Here is a 16,522-nt window from a genome sequence, read left to right on the forward strand (position 1 = left end):
TCCTCTTCATCGTTCAAGTAGTAGGTTTAGTTGCTTAATTCTTCTAGTAATCGTCCATAGTTCTTTACAGCCGTCTCGAGGTACAGCGATGGCTTCGTCTCGACGCGCTCGAGTGGTCGTTCGACGAGTTGCACCATCGCGGCAGCAAAAGCTTCCATGTCGTTCGCTGGAACAAGGTAGCCGTTCTCGCCGTGGGCGATGATTTCGCGTGGTCCGTATTTGACGTCATAAGAAATGACTGGACATCCGACATTGATACTTTCCATGACCGTCAGTCCAAATCCTTCAAATTCACTCGTCAACAGTGAGGCTTTCGATTCCCGGAACACTTCTGCCGGATTCGACGTGAAGCCGTGGATTTCGATATCGTCCTGTAAGCCGAGTTCCTCGATCAAACTCTCCATCATCGCCAGTTGCCCTTGTTCATCCATGCCGTAGAGCACAAGCTTCGTCGCGTGACCGGATTGTTTGAAGATCGCATAACTCTTGATCAAATGATCCATCTGTTTTTGCAAACCGAATCGACCGATGAAACAGAATTGATCCTTGACCTGTTCGCGTCGTTGCGTTTGTTCTGGGACGATAAAGTGCGGAATGATGGAAATCTTCTCTTCCGGGATGTTATACCGCTCCAAAATGTCTTCTTTTTGGTGATTCGTCAGACTGATGAAACGTGTCACTTTATCGGATTCCGAGAACATCGTCGTATATGATCCTTTGACGGTCGAACCATCCAAGTGTGAGTTGTGGATGACCATGACTCGTTTGACATCTGCTTTGATGTTGAGAATCGAGCGGTCCAGTAAACGCGCATCGACGAACAAGACATCACCGTCTTTAAACAATCGATTGAAGTAATACTCAAATAAGTCCTTCTCTTTTTTGAACGCTTTGTACATTCTGCCGTTGCGGTATAACTGAATCAAGATGAGCTTCGGGCGCGCCATTTCATTGTAGAACTTCTTACAATAGACATTGCCTTCCGAATCATATAGCTCTTCCATCATCTTTCCATGATGGACCGGCGAATAAATCGTCTTCCGGTGCAATTGACCGTAGACGTTATATTCCCAGCGCTCGACTTTTTTACGGGAAGCGTTCGTCATGAAATCCTCGAATTCGACGACTTGCGTTTCCGGGTAAAATTTACGGTAGAGGACATACTCATCTTCCTCATCATAATAACGAACGGCGTCACTGCCTTTTTTCTCGACACTTTTCAATCCTTCGATTTCACGCGCTGTTTCTTTGATGATCGGTTTGTTACGAAAACGAGTCGTTGGAATACTTAACAATTTGTAATCTGATAGCCAATCGTAGATATTTTCAAATTGTACTTTCGGACCGACCTTCTCTTCTGTTCGGAACAATTCGTAGACTTCCATATAGTTTGCATTATAGTTCGTCGTAACAATTGTTGAACCGGCGCCAAGTTCTTGTTCCATGAGCGCAATCCGACTCAATAACGACTTCGTTCTACCACCGTGTTTTGGTGGTAATGTCGATGTTACCGTATACAGCATCTGTCATTACTCCCCTTCACCCTTCAAGATTGATCCCTGTTTTTTTCTGTGAGTTCAACCTCTATATATAGCCGACTTTGCTTTTTCATAAACCTCTTGCGATACTAGTCGCATTTACCAATACAGTTTCTATTTATCTCCTTTTTTATGAACAAAGTCAATCGATTTTGTATAATATCCAATCATTGTCATGGTTCTGCAACCAATGATCTGTCGAAGATACGGTAACGTCTGTCTTTTCCCAATATCCTTCAGCAGTAGACTATACTGCAGTGGTTTCAATCAATCTACATCTTTGCAGAAATCGGAAGATATTGTATGGTAAGTGATGTAGTTTAAGAACGACTGAATCAGAGTATGAAAGGAAGCCACGCACCAATGAAAATCACCTGTCGTGATCATACGTTTTTGATCGAGAATCTTCCGCATCAAAGCCTACAGTTAGCGATCAATGAACAACTGATACCACTCCAAAAAATAGAGACAGCCTTTGTGCTATCGATTGATACATTGCTCGATATCTTCAAAAAAAAGAATCATCCGGTTAAATTCGTCGATGAATCCGGAACACCAATCTCGTTCAAACATCTTTCGGAGCCACTAGTCCTCGCACCGAATAGTTACATCAAACAAGGGAAACATTCCTATTTCATTTTCATCGACCAAGACGATGAGCTCAGTCTGATCTATAACAAAAAACCGTCCATCATGAATTTTTATGATCAAGACGTCCTATTTGAGGGCATCACTCGTCAAGACGACGTCCTTCTATTGAAGTTTTCGTTTCACTCGAAGTATTTCGAAGTGGAACAGCCGAGTTGTTTCATTAAATTCAGACATCTGGAACAAAAAATCGCCCTGCCGATTAATCGCTTCAGCGTCACACCAGTTGATGCCCGTCGCTTCAAGACAGAGGTCGAAGCCGTGATCGAACCAGAACTTGTCAATCAATTGCTTGGTGACCAGTATGACTACGAAACCCTTAATGTAAATATCTACGACCTATTGTTCGGATTTTCGATTCGTGAGATGCCGATTTCTGGTTTTACACCTCGGATTCGCCACTTTAAAAATCACCCAGAACTCTTGAACGATGAGCACTGGTTGCCGTTTAATGAGCAATACGATGTGCTGGTCCGCCCCTATTCAACCGTGTCGGAACGTCTTGCGATGCGTCTAATCCCGGTACCAGTCGAGACAGTCGAGTATTACGCGGACCCTCAACCGTTACTTGGACTGGATCCAAATAAGAAGACGATTATCTGTTTTGAATATCCGGATAAAGCACAAGATAACGGGATGATTTTCTTCAAGTATCTCGTCGACCAGCATCAGAAGCGCTTCAATATCTTCTACATCATCAGTCGGTCGAGTCCAGACCTCAAAAATCTTGTCGGATATGAGAACCATATCGTGTTCTACAAATCACCAGAGAACATCGAGGTCGTCCAAGCAGCAGACATTCTCTGTCATACGCATTCTTCAAGTTATGCCTTACCATTCGCTACCTATCACACCGAGGCGATGATGCAAACGAAACAAAAGCTGTTCTTGCAACACGGTGTCATCGGGTCAAAAGATGTCAGTCATCTTTATGGAAAAAAGATGCCTCATCCATTTACCGACTTATTCGTCGTCTCCTCGGAGCGGGAGAAACAACTCATCGCTCGAGATTACGGTTTTCATCCTGACGAAATCATCGTGACGGGTCTCGCCCGATTCGATCAATTGATCACGGAACGATCACGTTGGCTCAAGCGATATAAAAACCGGAAAAAGCTGTTGATCATGCCGACGTGGCGACCGAAACTCGATACGTATCCAGACGAACAGTTCATGGAAAGCGACTATTATCAGGAGTTTCAAGCGTTGATCACGGACGAACGGTTGAAAGGCTTAGTGATGGACAACAAAATTGAAGTCTCGTTCTATCTTCATCGCAATTTCCAAAAATTCAGCTACTTGTTCCACTCGGACTTCGTCGATGTCATCAGTCAGGATGCGTTTACAGTCAAGGAGCTACTTGAAAATCATCATGTGTTGATCACGGATTATTCGAGTGTCGGTCTCGATTTTTCCTTGATGCACAAAAAGGTCATCTACTACCGCCCACCTGTCTTAGTTGGCGAAGATAACGCCGGCGAATCGACGGATTTGTTACCAGGAGACGTCATCGAAACAAGAGACGCCTTGATGGAGTCACTACGCGAATCGAAGATGCCTAAAAAGTTCAAACGTCATCTCAGTCACATCTATGCGTTTGACGATACGAAAGCAAGTAAACGGATTTTCGAAGCGATGCAACATCATTTTCAGCTATAACAAATGGAGCTGACTCAAAAAAGAATGACGCGTCTTTTCACGCCCTTTCCTCAGGCGAGACACAAGCCAGTTTTCCTGCTTCATTTAAGCAGGAAAGCGGGTCTTGTTTGTCTCTGACAGCGCATAAATGCGCTTTTCCTGTAGGAGTGGCGTGTGACGCGTCTTTTTTACGAGAAAAGGGTGGCAGATCATCATTCTGCCACCCTTTTCTTTGTAGAGACCAACTTTTGAGTCAGCTCTTTTTTTCATCGACGAAATTCCAATGAGACCCCCTCGGCAATCTGGGAGGACTGTTTTAACAACTCCCGCTTGACTGGATCAATCCAGTAATACTGAATCCGCTCACCAAACGTAACGTGAACGCAAAGCGTCTCTACGTGTTCGCCTGACTCAGTCATCAATAGATCGTACCGCAGAGGTTGCACCTGAACCGGCACCTCACGTCCGGAAACGGCACTGAAGCCGCTAAACGAGAGCGTCGAATCAACAGCCAGTGGTAATACTTGCAACAACAATTCGATTGAAAATAGATCAACAGTTTCAGCATGAATCGACAGGACAGACTTTTCATGTCCTCGCGTAATCACGACTTCATCCGCTCGATACAAGGCATGCACAGTTTGAACACCAGCTTGGTACTCGACGAATTTGAGTGGCGCATAACTTTCTGCATCCATCGTCAGGCGGATCGTTCGATTGCCGATTTTTTCTGACACCAATTCTTGCTCCCGTACCAAGATGGATTGATGTGCTGTTTTTTCTAACCGAATCGTTTCGTAGGTCTGTCCAATCTGAACCGATTCTCCTTGTTCTATCCAGTAGACCTGTTTTTCGTCTTGTCCCTCGATGAGGGGATACGTCAGCTCATTCAAGTTCATATTTCGCTCCCCCTTCCTAAGATTCCAGTGACAGACAACTGATGAATTGCTGCTTGTCGGACTTGCTCCGGCGTTTTCGCTGTCGTATCAATCGAATAGACCGGAAACTGTTTATACCAGTTTTCTTCGAGTGCCCAAAGCGGTTGATGTTGTTCAAAAGATTGACGAGTTCTTGTCTGATCAGCGTCCCGACGCGTTTGTAAGAGTTGGTTTGACGCGCGTAAATAAAGAATCTGGTCGGACCGACATTCTCTTAATGCTTCAAGTTCCGTCTTTAAACGAGATTCCATATCCCAGTCATGCCCATGTACCTGTGGATAGTGAAGCGTATAAAATTCAAGATCTTCTGGACCACGATCTAATATGATGTGTCCATCAGGAAAATGGAGAAATCGTTCGATTTCCGCTTGAATGAACAGGCGCTGATTCTCAACGAATCCGTCTTCGGTACGGATGTCTAATCCGAGCTCTTTTCGTTTTTGAACGATCGGATATGGATTTTCATAATAGATATGCAACTCCGGGTAAGCGTCTTTGAGCGCTTGCGCTAATGTCGTCTTCCCGGAAGCCATTGCCCCTTGAATCGAGATGATGGTTCTCATGAATGGCGTTCCTCCTACTTGTATATACTTTAAGTATTAAAAAAATAGGCGCCGAGGTCTGGATGACTGATCAATTCCTCTAAACGACTTTGTTCAGCATCTGATACTTGCTCAAGCGTCCTAAGAATCGCCATGAGTCGTAACCAGTCTGCAAGGTTCGATAGCTGGATTGACGAAACAGCTTGATAGCGGTCGAGGTATTCTCGACAGACGTATCGTCGCATCTCGTCCGGCACTACTGTTCCACCCGCAGTCCGTAGCAAGAGCAACGTCCGCGCGACATCCGCGATCGGTGGACCTGTCGTCGCATCATGCCAATCAATGACGACGAACGTTTCATCTACTGACACGAGGATGTTCTGAAAATGGAAGTCCCCGTGAAGCAATCCTTGCTGTTGGGGAATGTGAAGCTTCTCTAACAGTCGTTCCGCCTTCAAGCGCAACGCAGGTGGCAGATGATGTACTATTTGTTGGATGACATCGTGCCATTCAGGAGCTACACGCGATTGTTGCTGATGAATCTGTTGATGCAATGTCGCGAAGGCGTTAAGAAAGTCCGTTATTCGGGAGGGTTCAAATAACTCTAACAATTCATTGCCATCGATCCGTTGCATCTCAATGAACGGCGAATCTTCTAATTCAACGGCATATACATTTGGCGTCGGGACAACCGTCCGCTCGAGTTCTTCGAGCATACGAAATTCCTGTATGATTCGTTGTTTTTCAATCGATTCATGGAAGTATTTACGGACTCTCTCGTCAGAGATCGTCGTTACAGTAGCGGTAGAACCTTTTTTTACGTTAATCATCACGACATTCTCTCCCATCTCTTAGTTCGTTAGGTCGTTTCGCGAATCATCAAGGAAGGCTCGAGTAACGCACTTTTGTTACTGTTATTTTTAAGTTCATCATTCCATAACCGCTCTGCCGCTAGTCGCCCAAGCCCCGCGACTGGTTGCCGGATCGTCGTCAATCCAAGCGCTCTGGCAATTGGTACATCATCAAACCCCGTAATCGCGATATCCTCTGGTACTCGAATGCCATCCTTGCGAAATTGATGGATGAGACCTACTGCGACTTCGTCATTGCCGACGATGATGGCATCTGGCAAGTCTATCGTTAGAAGCTGACCTGCTAGTGCTTGTCCGTCTTCGAAAGAATAGCACCGATCCGCGTACCATTGAATTTCATGATGGAGCGTAGACGCCTTGAGATATTGATCGAACGTCTTCCGTCTGACTCTTCCGACTCCGCTATCTGGATTTCCAAGACAGAGACCGACTGTTGTTGCTCCTCGTTCTTCAACATGTTGTAGCAACATCGTCATTGCTTTTCCATGATTAAAAGAGATCGACGGCACGCTACCCTGATGGTCTTCGCAGGCAACGACTGGTCCAAGCGTCCGCATCGTTTTAAGTAACTGCGGCTGACTGATGGCGCCAATGATCAATCCGTCAATCCGCTTATCGCGAAGGTATTGCACACTCGCTTCTTCTTTTGCTGGATCGTGTTCCGTCTGGATGACAAGGAGTGTGTGGTTTCGTTCCATGCACACTTGACCGATCCCCTCGATTAATTGATGAAAAAACGGATGACCGACACGCGGCACGAGGACACCAATCGTATTCGTCTTACCGCGTGAGAGGTTGATCGCATTTCCGTTTGGACTATATTCCAGTCGCTCCATCACGTCTAAGATGATTCGTCGCTTTTCTTTTGATACATGCTTATGACCGTTTAAGACACGGGATACCGTCGACTTCGAGACGCCCGCTTGTTTAGCGATGTCCGAGATGTTCGCCATGCTGTTCCTCCTTCTTTTGTTCCCATCGTTCTAAGCCGTTTAATGCCTCCGCTACACCGTCCTCGTCATGATTACTGGAAAGGTATGTCGCTCTGCTTTTGACAGATGCTTCAGCGTTTCCCATGGCAATCGATGTTCCCGCCACTTCGAACATCGGTAGATCGTTTTGATTGTCACCGATTGCAATGATGTCCTCGAGTGTCATCCTGTACGCTCTTGCGATGTCTTGAACGGCGGTCCCTTTCGTCACGCCGTTTGCCATGACTTCTAAGTTATAGGCACCTGAACGTGTCACGGAACAGATCTTCAGCTGCAGGAGTTGTTGTTCGAGGTGTTCGAGTCGCCATCTGTCAGGTGAGACGAACATGAATTTGATGACGTCCAGTTGATCGATTGCGATTTTGTCAACTTCCTCAACACCGTATTGCGTTAATTGAGCCTGAATCGCTTCTTGAAACGCAAGATCTCCGCCTTGAAGAGCAGCAAGCGAAAAGCGCGGTAACAAGATGTTGTCTTGTAGATAAATATGTATGAATACGTTTGTAGATCGTACGATCTCCCAAATCGTTCGACTGCTGGAACGATTCAAAAAATACCGTCTACCTTGTCCCACCTCGACCTCTGCCCCGTTCGCACCAATGACCGGACAATTCAGCCCATGTTGCGCTAGAATCCGTCGCGCATCAAAGGCAGCTCGCCCGGTGACGATGATGACGATATCTCCTTTATCCTGCCGTTTCTTGATGGCTGCCTGATTTCCCGCAGAAATCCCGTGTTCCTTATTCAATAACGTTCCATCTAAATCAATCGCAAAGCATCGCATCGCGTTTCCTCCTTTTCGTGTCCTCTTGATGCTACAGGCTGAAACGCGTCCCAGTGCAACAAAAAATCTTGAATGAATAGTTCATTCAAGATTTTTTGTTTTTTATCCTTTGCTTCCAATGGAGAGGTGATGTGCTGTCCGTTGTTTTTGAACATACTCCATCAAGATCGGTCGTTCCGGTGGATTGAGGTTTTCTGGTAGCTGATCCATAGCGAAAAAGCGTAATTCTGCGACTTCTGACGGATCCCGAACCACTTCACCCGTATACGTCGTACACAGAAATGCCGAAATCACATTATAGACTTCATCCCCATGCGGATACTTATAGTAAAACGCATCACCCGAATAGACGTTCAATAATTCGAGATGCTCCGCTTCAAGACCGGTCTCTTCCCTTAATTCTCGTTTTGCTGTCTCTACGAGCGTCTCCCCGATCTCAAGCGCTCCACCAGCGAGTCCCCAGCAACCGTTATCTTGCCGAAGTTGTAATAAGACTTCTTGTTTATCGTTGACGACGATGACACACGCCCCTGCCATGACGAGTGGTCGTGTGCCGACGAGTTTGCGTAATTCTGTGATGTATCCCATGTCATTCAGTCCTTTTCCATTTAAATCACTTTCGTTCGGACGCGCATCCGTTTGAGTCCCGTCAATAGGAGACACAACAAGATGATTCCCGAAACGAACAGTACGTATGTATGAATCGTAAAGAGGGAACGGAAATCGATCAGTGCCACATTCTGCTGCATCTCAATCCAACTACTTAGTATGATTCCACTGATTGCAAGTAAGATGAGTACGCCGACCTGTCGACGTGTCAGCGAGACATACGTCAAAACGCGCATGCCTTCACGGATCACGAATGGTAGGAGAACGAGGAGTGCTGCGACCGGTAAGATGACCGGGTCACCGCCTTGCTGAATCGGCATCGACCGGGTCAAATAGCCAAACAGAAAAAAGAAACCACATACGAACAACAATAATCCGAACGCGATACTCGCATTCACCGCTTTATTCATCTTACTTCCCTCACTTTTTAGAATAATGAATTATGAAGAAACGGCACTTTGATGCCATACGCCCGCTGCATCTAGCCGGACCCGATGTCTGCCGTCGAGTTCCATCTCGATCGGACTGATCTTCGCCGTCTTCGGTGAGAACAACCATGTCCGACCTTCTGGGACGAGCAAGATATGCGTTCCATCCGCGACTGGTCCGAGGAAGTTGAGTGACGCGCCATTGAGCGGACGTTCCCGTCGCTCGAGAACACCGATCTCCGCTAGCTGCTCACCGACTTCAAGCACATCTTTCACCGTCAGACTCATCTCACCGATTCCGAGGATGTCCGATACATCAAACGTCAGTTCCGCTTTAGATGGATTGATTTGATGCCGCGCAATCAGCTCCAAGACGTTCTCATCCGGGTCATAAAAGTAACAGGAATGTGAATCCGTGAAGTCAAAATAAATCTCGTCCTGTCCATCTTCGATCAAGAGTGGTGTCCGTTCTACGAGCCACGCTTTTCCTTGTTGGAAGACGTTTTCCGGAATGTTGAACGCCATATGATACTGCGTATCAACATCGTCCGTCTGTCGATATGTCAGTTGATCGGTACCGATTTGCATCGTAAACGAGTCGTCCGTTTCCGAGACGAGCGGGAATCCGATCTGTTTTATGTAAAAAGCCTTCATTGCCTGTAGATGGCGTGTCACAAGAGTGGTTTTTGAAATGTTCAAGCTGATGACCTTCCTTCATTTGCAGTAAAATTTATCAAAAAGCGATATGCTTTATTTTACCACTAATGGTAAAATCATGACGAATGGAAAGTCTGATTTTTCAGATATATTTGTACCTGAGAGGATGTTTTGATGAAATTATTAATCGCCCAACCGAAACGCGAGACCGGGCTCGAGCAATTCGAACGTGAAATCGCCGCTTATCCTGAAGTCGACCTGATTGTCTACCCGGAAGGCTATTGTACGGTCTCAGAACTCGAACGCGTGCAACATCTTGCCAAGCAGTTCGAAACAGCCATCGTCCTTGGTTACAAAGATGAAGCGAATCTCGATCGCGCTGTCATCATCGATGCGACCGGGACGATTCTGCTTGATCGCGCCAAAACACCAGAAGCTGGACCGCTTTATACACCATCAACAGCAAACGACGGGTCGTTCCGCTATGGATACGTCCTCTGTCGCGAAATCTTTTTAGGAAAAGACGGACTACGCGAGGAATCCGGACTTGATCTCATCTTCAACCCGATTGGCGTCGGCATGTTCAGCGAGGAACAGTACGTTGAGTGGTCCGGTGAAGCGCGTATCATCAGTCAGGCGCAACAAGCACTCATGATCGGAACGAGTCATGCCGATGGTTCGTACCGCAACTGTGGTTTTTCGATTCCGATTGCCTACATCTTTGACGAGACTGGTAAGCCGTTGCTGTTGTCTCATAACGATACGCGGACACGTCTGTTTGATACGGTCACGCGTCACGTCGAAGTCGTCGGTACACCCTCTTTATCGTAAACGAACACACGCTTCTTCCGGTCAGAAGAAGCGTGCCATTCCTTCAGGAGGTGCTCTTATGTCTCAAACAGGTCGTGCGTCATTCTTTTAGAAACGATACTTCTATGTCTTCTTTCCTTTGTTCCTCTTCGGCGTTAGTCACGAATCGTACTTGGTCGATAATCCGTCAGCCAACCTCGAGGACATCGGTGAGTTCGTCTTCTTTTGCCTTTATCTGTTTAACTTTGCCGTTCTTGCCGCTTTTTTGACGAATCTGTGGTGGTTCTTCCTTCCGACAAAACCCGCTCATTCCGAAACTGATTTTTGATAAGAAACGAGTGTCGCCCGTTCGTTGAGCGGTTGACTGACACCCGTCAATTGATAGCCCATCTTCTCATAGAAGTAACAGTTACGTGTCTCTTCGCGAATCGTCCGCAGTTCCCATGTCGTTGCAGCCGGATACGCTGCTTCAACGAGCTGTAATGCGCGTTGGGAGATTCCTTCACCTTGACGGGCTGGATCTAAGAACATCGGACTGATCGCGTAGCGACTCGGTGCTTTCGCAACGACACAAATCCCGCCAACGACAACATCGTCGACGATGATTTGATGAAACGTACTGCTCGGATGCGTGATCCGGTGAATGACACGATCGATCGATTCGTTCGCCGGATTCGTTGCAAAATCTTGATACCGCTCGAGCGTCTCTGAAAACGCCTCGATTTGAAGCGTATGAAGCTTTGCAGCGTCTGCAAGAGACGCTGTCTTTAATTGAATGTCCAATAATACTCTTCCTCTCTTAACGGAACCATTCCCAAAATGGCGTGCCTTGCGCGACGATCAAGTAGTCGAGCCATCGCTCGAAACCGAACGGCATCGCGTCTTCCTCCCATTCCTCGAAATTTAGAAATTCCCCACTCCAAATCCGATTTCCTGCCGGTCGATTCATCTCGTAGACGATCCACTCCCCGTCTGGTCCTGCACCGATCGCTAAGAAGTTTTCGGGACATTCCCACATCTCGCTATACGTCAGGCAATCTTCGATCGAAAAGAGTTCGAATCCATCGTTGTAGGATAACGTTTCGTGTTGAAAGAGCTTCGCCCCGTTATGTTGACGCAAGAACGCCTGATAGTCGTCTGCCGTCCAGTCAGGTAACAGCGCGAGCTGTTCGTCCGTTGCTCCTCGGTTAAAGATGAAACGTTCTCGTGCTACTTCCCCTTCTTCCTTTTGGACCTCTAACAAACCGTCGACGAGTCGACCTTTTAATGCTTCTAATGCAATCATGTTCTTCTCCTTAACAATATTCTTTCGTTGGTGTGAACGAGACACCGACATCGTGTCCGCCTAGCTGAACATCCCCTGCTTTCTGTAGCGGTTCAGTTCGCACGGAGGATAAGGCAAGGTGTTTGAATAACAAAGGCTCAAACGTCTCGACGATCGGTTGGAACGTCGCATCGACCGATAAGACGAGATCGATTCGGGCGTCCCGCGATAACGCTTGTGCCTTTCGTTCCGACTGGATATAGCGGACGAGCTCCCGCATCCAACGTTCCTGCTCCAGTGCTTCCGTGATCCGCGTATCGAGCGTCACGGTGAGTCCACCACTCGTCGCAGCAGCAAAGCCCGTCTGGACGATTGGTTCGACGATGACGTCCGCTTGACGCACCTCGACTTCATCGCCTGATGTGGTCCGGTAGATCAATCTTCCGGTCTCGAGCAAGTCGGAAGTCTCCTGTGCAGACAATTGTTGTAGCCATTGGTGGATCGCGTTCGCTTGCTGTGCGAATTTCGCTCCGGCTGCGCGGAAGTTCAGTTTCAGACGGAACCGTGTCGTTGCTTGCGTCGTCGGGACGATTTGGACGTCTTTTACATTCAGTTCCTCTTGGATGATTGCCGTATAGTCCGACCACGAAAAGGTTTCACTCGATTGGACGCCTAAGCTAGCAAGCGGTTGTTTGACTTTTAAGGCATGCGTATTACGTACTTGTCGTCCTAACTCGACGACAGAGACAACCTGTGCCATTTCGTATTCCAGATCAGGTCGGAGCATCGATTGATCGGCAACCGGATAATCCGCTACATGTACGCTCATTCCTGTTAATCGCTGATAGACATCATCAGCAAGGTATGGGGTGAACGGTGCGAGTAGTCGTGCCGTCGTCGAAAGTGCGAAGTGGAGCGTCATGTACGCGGCTTGTTTCTCTTGCGACCAGTCAGCTTGCCAGAAACGTTCCCGCGAACGGCGGATGTACCAGTTACTGATCTCATCGACGAGTTGCGCAAGACTCCGCGCTGCTTGAGTCAATTGATAATCGTCCATCGCATTCGTCACGTCTTGCGTCGTCTGATGGACACGCGAGAGCAACCATTCGTCAAGACGCGTCCGTTTTTGCGGACGAGAGCCATCAAATCCGTCCAGCTTGGCATACGTCAGATAGAACTGGACGGCATGATCCAGTGTATCGACTAGTTTTGATTTTGCTTCTTGGACGATCCGCGCAGCAAACCGTTTCGCACTCCACGGACTGCTGTCGACGAGTAGCGCCCAGCGTAGGCTATCAGCACCATATGCTTCGATTAACGCCACCGGGTCGAGGGCATTTCCACGACTCTTCGACATTTTCTGCCCGTTCTCATCGAGGACGTGCCCGAGTGCGAGGACGCGCTTATAGGCAGGCTGTCCCGTAAAGAGTGTCGAGATCGCTTGCAAGCTGTAGAACCAGCCCCGCGTCTGATCGATGCCTTCGATGACGACATCGGCTGGATAGCGGTTAAGCGTCTGCGTCCGTGACGGATAATGCTGTTGCGCGAACGGCATCGCTCCGCTATCAAACCAGACATCGATGACTTCTGGTGTCCGGTGCATCACTCCCTGACACGTCGGACACGAGACCGATAACGCATCGACGTATGGTTTATGCAACTCGACGGATTCCGTCGATGTCGTCCGGTGCAACAAGTCAGCCTTGTTTTTTGGAACGAACGTCGTGTCACACGCTTCACACTCCCAGACGTTCAGTGGTGTACCCCAGTAGCGATTACGACTGATGTTCCAGTCGACGAGTTGCTCGAGGAACTTTCCGAACCGCCCTTCCTTGACGTGATCGGGGTACCACGTCACAGAAGCATTGTTCGCAAGGAGTTGTTCCTTGACGGCCGTCGTCTCGATGAACCAGTTGTCTTGTGCGTAATAGAGCAGTGGTGAGTCACATCGCCAACAATGCGGATAGCTGTGCGTATAGCGTTTTTTCGCAAACAAGCGTCCCCGTTCAGCGAGCAGCTGGATGATCGCGACGTCTGACTCCTTGACGAATCGACCAACGAGTGGTGGAACGGCATCCGTGTAACACCCAGCAGCATCGACGACGTTAACGAACGACAGACCGTTTTCCCGGACGACCCGGTAATCTTCTTCCCCGTATGCTGGAGCAAGATGGACAAGTCCGGTTCCGCTCGTTGCTTGGACGAAGGACGCCCCGACGACCGTATGACCATTCTCTGGCGTCACGAAATCAAACGGTGGTTCATAACGCAAACCGACGAGTTCCGCACCGAGCTGTTCGGATACGACCTCGACGGATTCTGAGAACAGTTCAGCGACTAACGCTTTAGCGACAATGAATCGCTCTCCTTCGAACGCTACCGTGACATACGTCAATTCCGGATGAACCGCCACCGCGACGTTTGCCGGTAACGTCCACGGTGTCGTCGTCCACGCTAGTAGAAATGTCTGTTCCATGCCGACGATCGGGAGTTTGACCGTCGCCGATAAGTCCGTCACGTCCTGATAGCCTTGCGCGACTTCATGGGAACTGAGTGACGTCTGACAGCTCGGACAATACGGTGATACACGATGTCCTTTCGTCAACCAGCCTTTGTCATGGATCGTCCCAAGGATATGCCAGACGCTCTCGATATACTCGTCATCCATCGTCACGTAAGGATCATCCATGTCGACCCAGTAGCCGAGTTTTTCCGTGAAGGCACGCCACTGTGTTTCATAAGAGAAGACGCTTTCCTTACAGCGTGCGATGAATGCTTCGACACCATAGTCTTCGATCGCTTGTTTGCCGGAGATGCCGAGTTGTTTCTCGACCCCGAGTTCGACCGGTAGTCCATGTGTATCCCAGCCGGCTTTTCGTTCGACCCGGAATCCTTGCATCGTCTTATAGCGGGCGACGGTATCCTTGACGGTTCGTCCAAGTGCATGACCGACGTGGGGTAAGCCGTTCGCGGTCGGCGGTCCTTCGTAGAATACGAATTCCGCTTCCGTGCGTTGCTCAATCGATCGTGCGAAGACTTGGTCTTGTTTCCACCTGTTTCGGACACGCGCTTCGCGTTGTTGTACGGTTTCTGCTTGGTTTAGTGATGTCATCTCTTGTTCGCTCCTTTGTCGGTAACTAAGGGAATACAAAAAAGTCCGCCCCCTTTGACAGGGACGGACTTCACCGCGATACCACCCATATTCCGTCGAGAATACTTATTCTCGACAGCACTTAGTTGCACACTATCATGCGCATTCCATGTAACGGTGGACACCCGGTCACGCTTACTGAATGGTTCAGCGTGACTTCTCAGAGAGGATCTTCATGATTGATCTGGCTCCCGGTTCTCAGCAATCCCGGTTTTCTGTAAGGCAGAGGGACAATCATTACTCTTTCTCGTCAACGAAATGATATGCTCTTGTTGTGGAGAATCTTACCATATGCCTTAAACACTGCACAACAACTTTTTACATTTTCTTGCAAAGGAGTTTTTTGAATGTTACATACTTTCCCAACGCTTAAAACGAACCGCCTTGTCTTACGCGAAGTGTTACCCGAAGATGCTACGAGTGTCCTCGCTTATTTATCAGACGAACACGTCGTCAAACAGATGGGACTCGCTCCGTTCCAATCAGAAGCAGACGCGCTTGAAGAGATTGACTGGTACGCCTCGATTCGTCGCGAAGGCACGGGCATCCGGTTCGGGATCACGTTACAGGAAGACGATGTCATCATCGGCAGTTGCGGATTCTTGAATCAGTCGGCACGCCATCAGCGGGCAGAACTCGGGTTTGAGTTGAGTCCAGCTCATCAGGGACAGGGCATCGCGAAAGAAGCCGCGCTTGCGGTCATCGCATATGGGTTTGAGGAGCTCTCTTTAAATCGTATCGAAGCACTTGTCTTACCAGCAAACACCGCTTCGCAACGATTGCTCGAACGGCTTGGTTTTCAGCGTGAAGGGTTGCTTCGTCAATATGAAAACTCGCGTAGTCAGTTCGATGATTTGTATATGTACTCGATTTTGCGGAGTGATTGGTCGTCTTAAAAAGATAATCTGTGAAATATCAAAAGTCGTTTAGATGGGTAAATCCGTCTAAACGACTTTTATACCGTTTTATCGATAAGATCTTGCTTTTAAAAATTCTATGATCGGCAACAGTGTCAGTCCGATCGCGAACAAGACGATCAATAACAGATTCGTTGATCCATGTAAAAAGTAATCGAGACAGATGAATCCAAAGATCAGGACAATCAGAATTTTGTAGCTAACGAGACCGCTTTCCGTCGTAATCTTTTTGCCGAGTTCATCTTCTGGCACAGGACGCTCGTCTTCTCCTGATCGTGCCCACGTAAAATACGAGAAGAACATGATCAACAAAATCGCCAATTGAACGATGGAGAAGAACGTTACGTTGTTTTCGATGATCATACTAATGATGGTAAGACTCGCCACTATCACGAGCGTTACTAAAAATAAACCCGTTTTTTTCTTAGACATCCCATTCCTCCTGTTCTGAAATGAACAGATGATCGACTTGTGTCTGCAAGACTTTGGCGATATGAAACGCTAATTGTAAAGTCGGATCATACTTGTTGTTTTCAATCGCATTGATCGTCTGCCGACTGACCTGACAACGGTCAGCCAGTTCTTGTTGCGATAATTTTGCCTCTAGACGTCGCTCTTTGATGTGGTTTCTCATGTTCATTCCTCCACGACGTGTCAAATTCTTTTTACATCTTTACTGTAATGAACTTCCATCCTCATGTCAAAACCATTTGACATGAGGATCATTAAAAAAC

At 47.8% G+C, this 16,522-nt stretch carries 17 protein-coding genes and 1 other annotated feature; of the genes, 3 read left to right on the top strand and 14 right to left on the bottom strand.

What is annotated here, in order from left to right; translation table 11 throughout:
- Positions 1-26: 26 nt before the first annotated feature.
- Positions 27-1,523: a glycosyltransferase gene (locus tag ITJ88_RS07940; protein WP_195865260.1), complete on the bottom strand. Its 1,497-nt coding sequence runs from the start codon at positions 1,521-1,523 to the stop codon at positions 27-29.
- 378 nt (positions 1,524-1,901) lie between these two features.
- Here ITJ88_RS07940 and ITJ88_RS07945 point away from each other — a divergent pair, with 378 nt between their 5' ends.
- Complete coding sequence (locus tag ITJ88_RS07945; protein ID WP_195865261.1) at positions 1,902-3,845, top strand: CDP-glycerol glycerophosphotransferase family protein; 1,944 nt, start codon at positions 1,902-1,904, stop codon at positions 3,843-3,845.
- Between the two features lie 245 nt (positions 3,846-4,090).
- On the opposite strand, the gene ITJ88_RS07950 is transcribed toward ITJ88_RS07945, so the two are convergent.
- The 8 genes from ITJ88_RS07950 to ITJ88_RS07985 form a co-directional block, all read right to left on the bottom strand.
- Positions 4,091-4,723 carry a hypothetical protein gene (locus ITJ88_RS07950; protein WP_195865262.1) on the bottom strand — a complete coding sequence of 211 codons (633 nt, stop codon included), beginning with the start codon at positions 4,721-4,723 and terminating at the stop codon, positions 4,091-4,093.
- Positions 4,720-5,325, bottom strand: coding sequence for an AAA family ATPase (locus ITJ88_RS07955; protein WP_195865263.1), 606 nt, complete (start codon positions 5,323-5,325; stop codon positions 4,720-4,722). Before ITJ88_RS07955 ends, ITJ88_RS07950 begins: the two co-directional genes overlap by 4 nt.
- A 29-nt stretch (positions 5,326-5,354) precedes the next feature.
- Positions 5,355-6,134, bottom strand: a complete 780-nt coding sequence (locus ITJ88_RS07960; RefSeq protein WP_195865264.1) for a phosphotransferase family protein — start codon at positions 6,132-6,134, stop codon at positions 5,355-5,357.
- 29 nt (positions 6,135-6,163) lie between these two features.
- Positions 6,164-7,129 (bottom strand): LacI family DNA-binding transcriptional regulator, encoded by a 966-nt coding sequence (locus ITJ88_RS07965; RefSeq protein ID WP_195865265.1) that lies wholly within the window; start codon positions 7,127-7,129, stop codon positions 6,164-6,166.
- Positions 7,104-7,952 (bottom strand): Cof-type HAD-IIB family hydrolase, encoded by an 849-nt coding sequence (locus tag ITJ88_RS07970; protein ID WP_195865266.1) that lies wholly within the window; start codon positions 7,950-7,952, stop codon positions 7,104-7,106. The genes ITJ88_RS07965 and ITJ88_RS07970 overlap by 26 nt, the downstream gene beginning before the upstream one ends.
- Before the next feature lie 102 nt (positions 7,953-8,054).
- Positions 8,055-8,540, bottom strand: coding sequence for an NUDIX hydrolase (locus ITJ88_RS07975; RefSeq protein ID WP_195865267.1), 486 nt, complete (start codon positions 8,538-8,540; stop codon positions 8,055-8,057).
- Positions 8,541-8,560: 20 nt separating this feature from the next.
- Positions 8,561-8,971, bottom strand: a complete 411-nt coding sequence (locus ITJ88_RS07980; protein WP_069940480.1) for a hypothetical protein — start codon at positions 8,969-8,971, stop codon at positions 8,561-8,563.
- Between the two features lie 30 nt (positions 8,972-9,001).
- Positions 9,002-9,688 carry a VOC family protein gene (locus ITJ88_RS07985; RefSeq protein WP_195865268.1) on the bottom strand — a complete coding sequence of 229 codons (687 nt, stop codon included), beginning with the start codon at positions 9,686-9,688 and terminating at the stop codon, positions 9,002-9,004.
- 132 nt (positions 9,689-9,820) lie between these two features.
- On the opposite strand from ITJ88_RS07985, the gene ITJ88_RS07990 reads away from it, so the two are divergent.
- Positions 9,821-10,477 (top strand): carbon-nitrogen hydrolase family protein, encoded by a 657-nt coding sequence (locus ITJ88_RS07990; RefSeq protein ID WP_195865269.1) that lies wholly within the window; start codon positions 9,821-9,823, stop codon positions 10,475-10,477.
- A gap of 285 nt (positions 10,478-10,762) precedes the next feature.
- On the opposite strand, the gene ITJ88_RS07995 is transcribed toward ITJ88_RS07990, so the two are convergent.
- From ITJ88_RS07995 to ileS, 3 genes are read right to left on the bottom strand one after another with little or no spacing between them, the layout of a single operon-like run.
- Positions 10,763-11,239, bottom strand: a complete 477-nt coding sequence (locus tag ITJ88_RS07995; RefSeq protein ID WP_195865270.1) for a GNAT family N-acetyltransferase — start codon at positions 11,237-11,239, stop codon at positions 10,763-10,765.
- A 16-nt stretch (positions 11,240-11,255) separates the two neighbouring features.
- Positions 11,256-11,741 carry an SMI1/KNR4 family protein gene (locus tag ITJ88_RS08000; RefSeq protein WP_195865271.1) on the bottom strand — a complete coding sequence of 162 codons (486 nt, stop codon included), beginning with the start codon at positions 11,739-11,741 and terminating at the stop codon, positions 11,256-11,258.
- Positions 11,742-11,751: 10 nt separating this feature from the next.
- On the bottom strand, positions 11,752-14,832 hold the full coding sequence (ileS, locus tag ITJ88_RS08005) for an isoleucine--tRNA ligase (protein WP_195865272.1): 3,081 nt from the start codon (positions 14,830-14,832) through the stop codon (positions 11,752-11,754).
- A 56-nt stretch (positions 14,833-14,888) separates the two neighbouring features.
- Positions 14,889-15,134 (bottom strand) — a binding site (T-box leader).
- Positions 15,135-15,218: 84 nt separating this feature from the next.
- Between ileS and ITJ88_RS08010 the strand changes: the two genes are divergently transcribed.
- Positions 15,219-15,767, top strand: a complete 549-nt coding sequence (locus ITJ88_RS08010) for a GNAT family N-acetyltransferase (protein WP_195865273.1) — start codon at positions 15,219-15,221, stop codon at positions 15,765-15,767.
- 69 nt (positions 15,768-15,836) lie between these two features.
- On the opposite strand, the gene ITJ88_RS08015 is transcribed toward ITJ88_RS08010, so the two are convergent.
- Both ITJ88_RS08015 and ITJ88_RS08020 read right to left on the bottom strand, forming a co-directional pair.
- Entirely contained in the window at positions 15,837-16,220 is a 384-nt protein-coding gene (locus ITJ88_RS08015; RefSeq protein WP_195865274.1) for a hypothetical protein, read from the bottom strand.
- Positions 16,213-16,422 carry a helix-turn-helix transcriptional regulator gene (locus ITJ88_RS08020; RefSeq protein ID WP_195865275.1) on the bottom strand — a complete coding sequence of 70 codons (210 nt, stop codon included), beginning with the start codon at positions 16,420-16,422 and terminating at the stop codon, positions 16,213-16,215. Before ITJ88_RS08020 ends, ITJ88_RS08015 begins: the two co-directional genes overlap by 8 nt.
- Positions 16,423-16,522 lie beyond the last annotated feature (100 nt).

Source organism: Exiguobacterium abrahamii, assembly GCF_015645365.1.
Taxonomy (GTDB): Bacteria; Bacillota; Bacilli; order Exiguobacteriales; family Exiguobacteriaceae; genus Exiguobacterium_A; species Exiguobacterium_A abrahamii.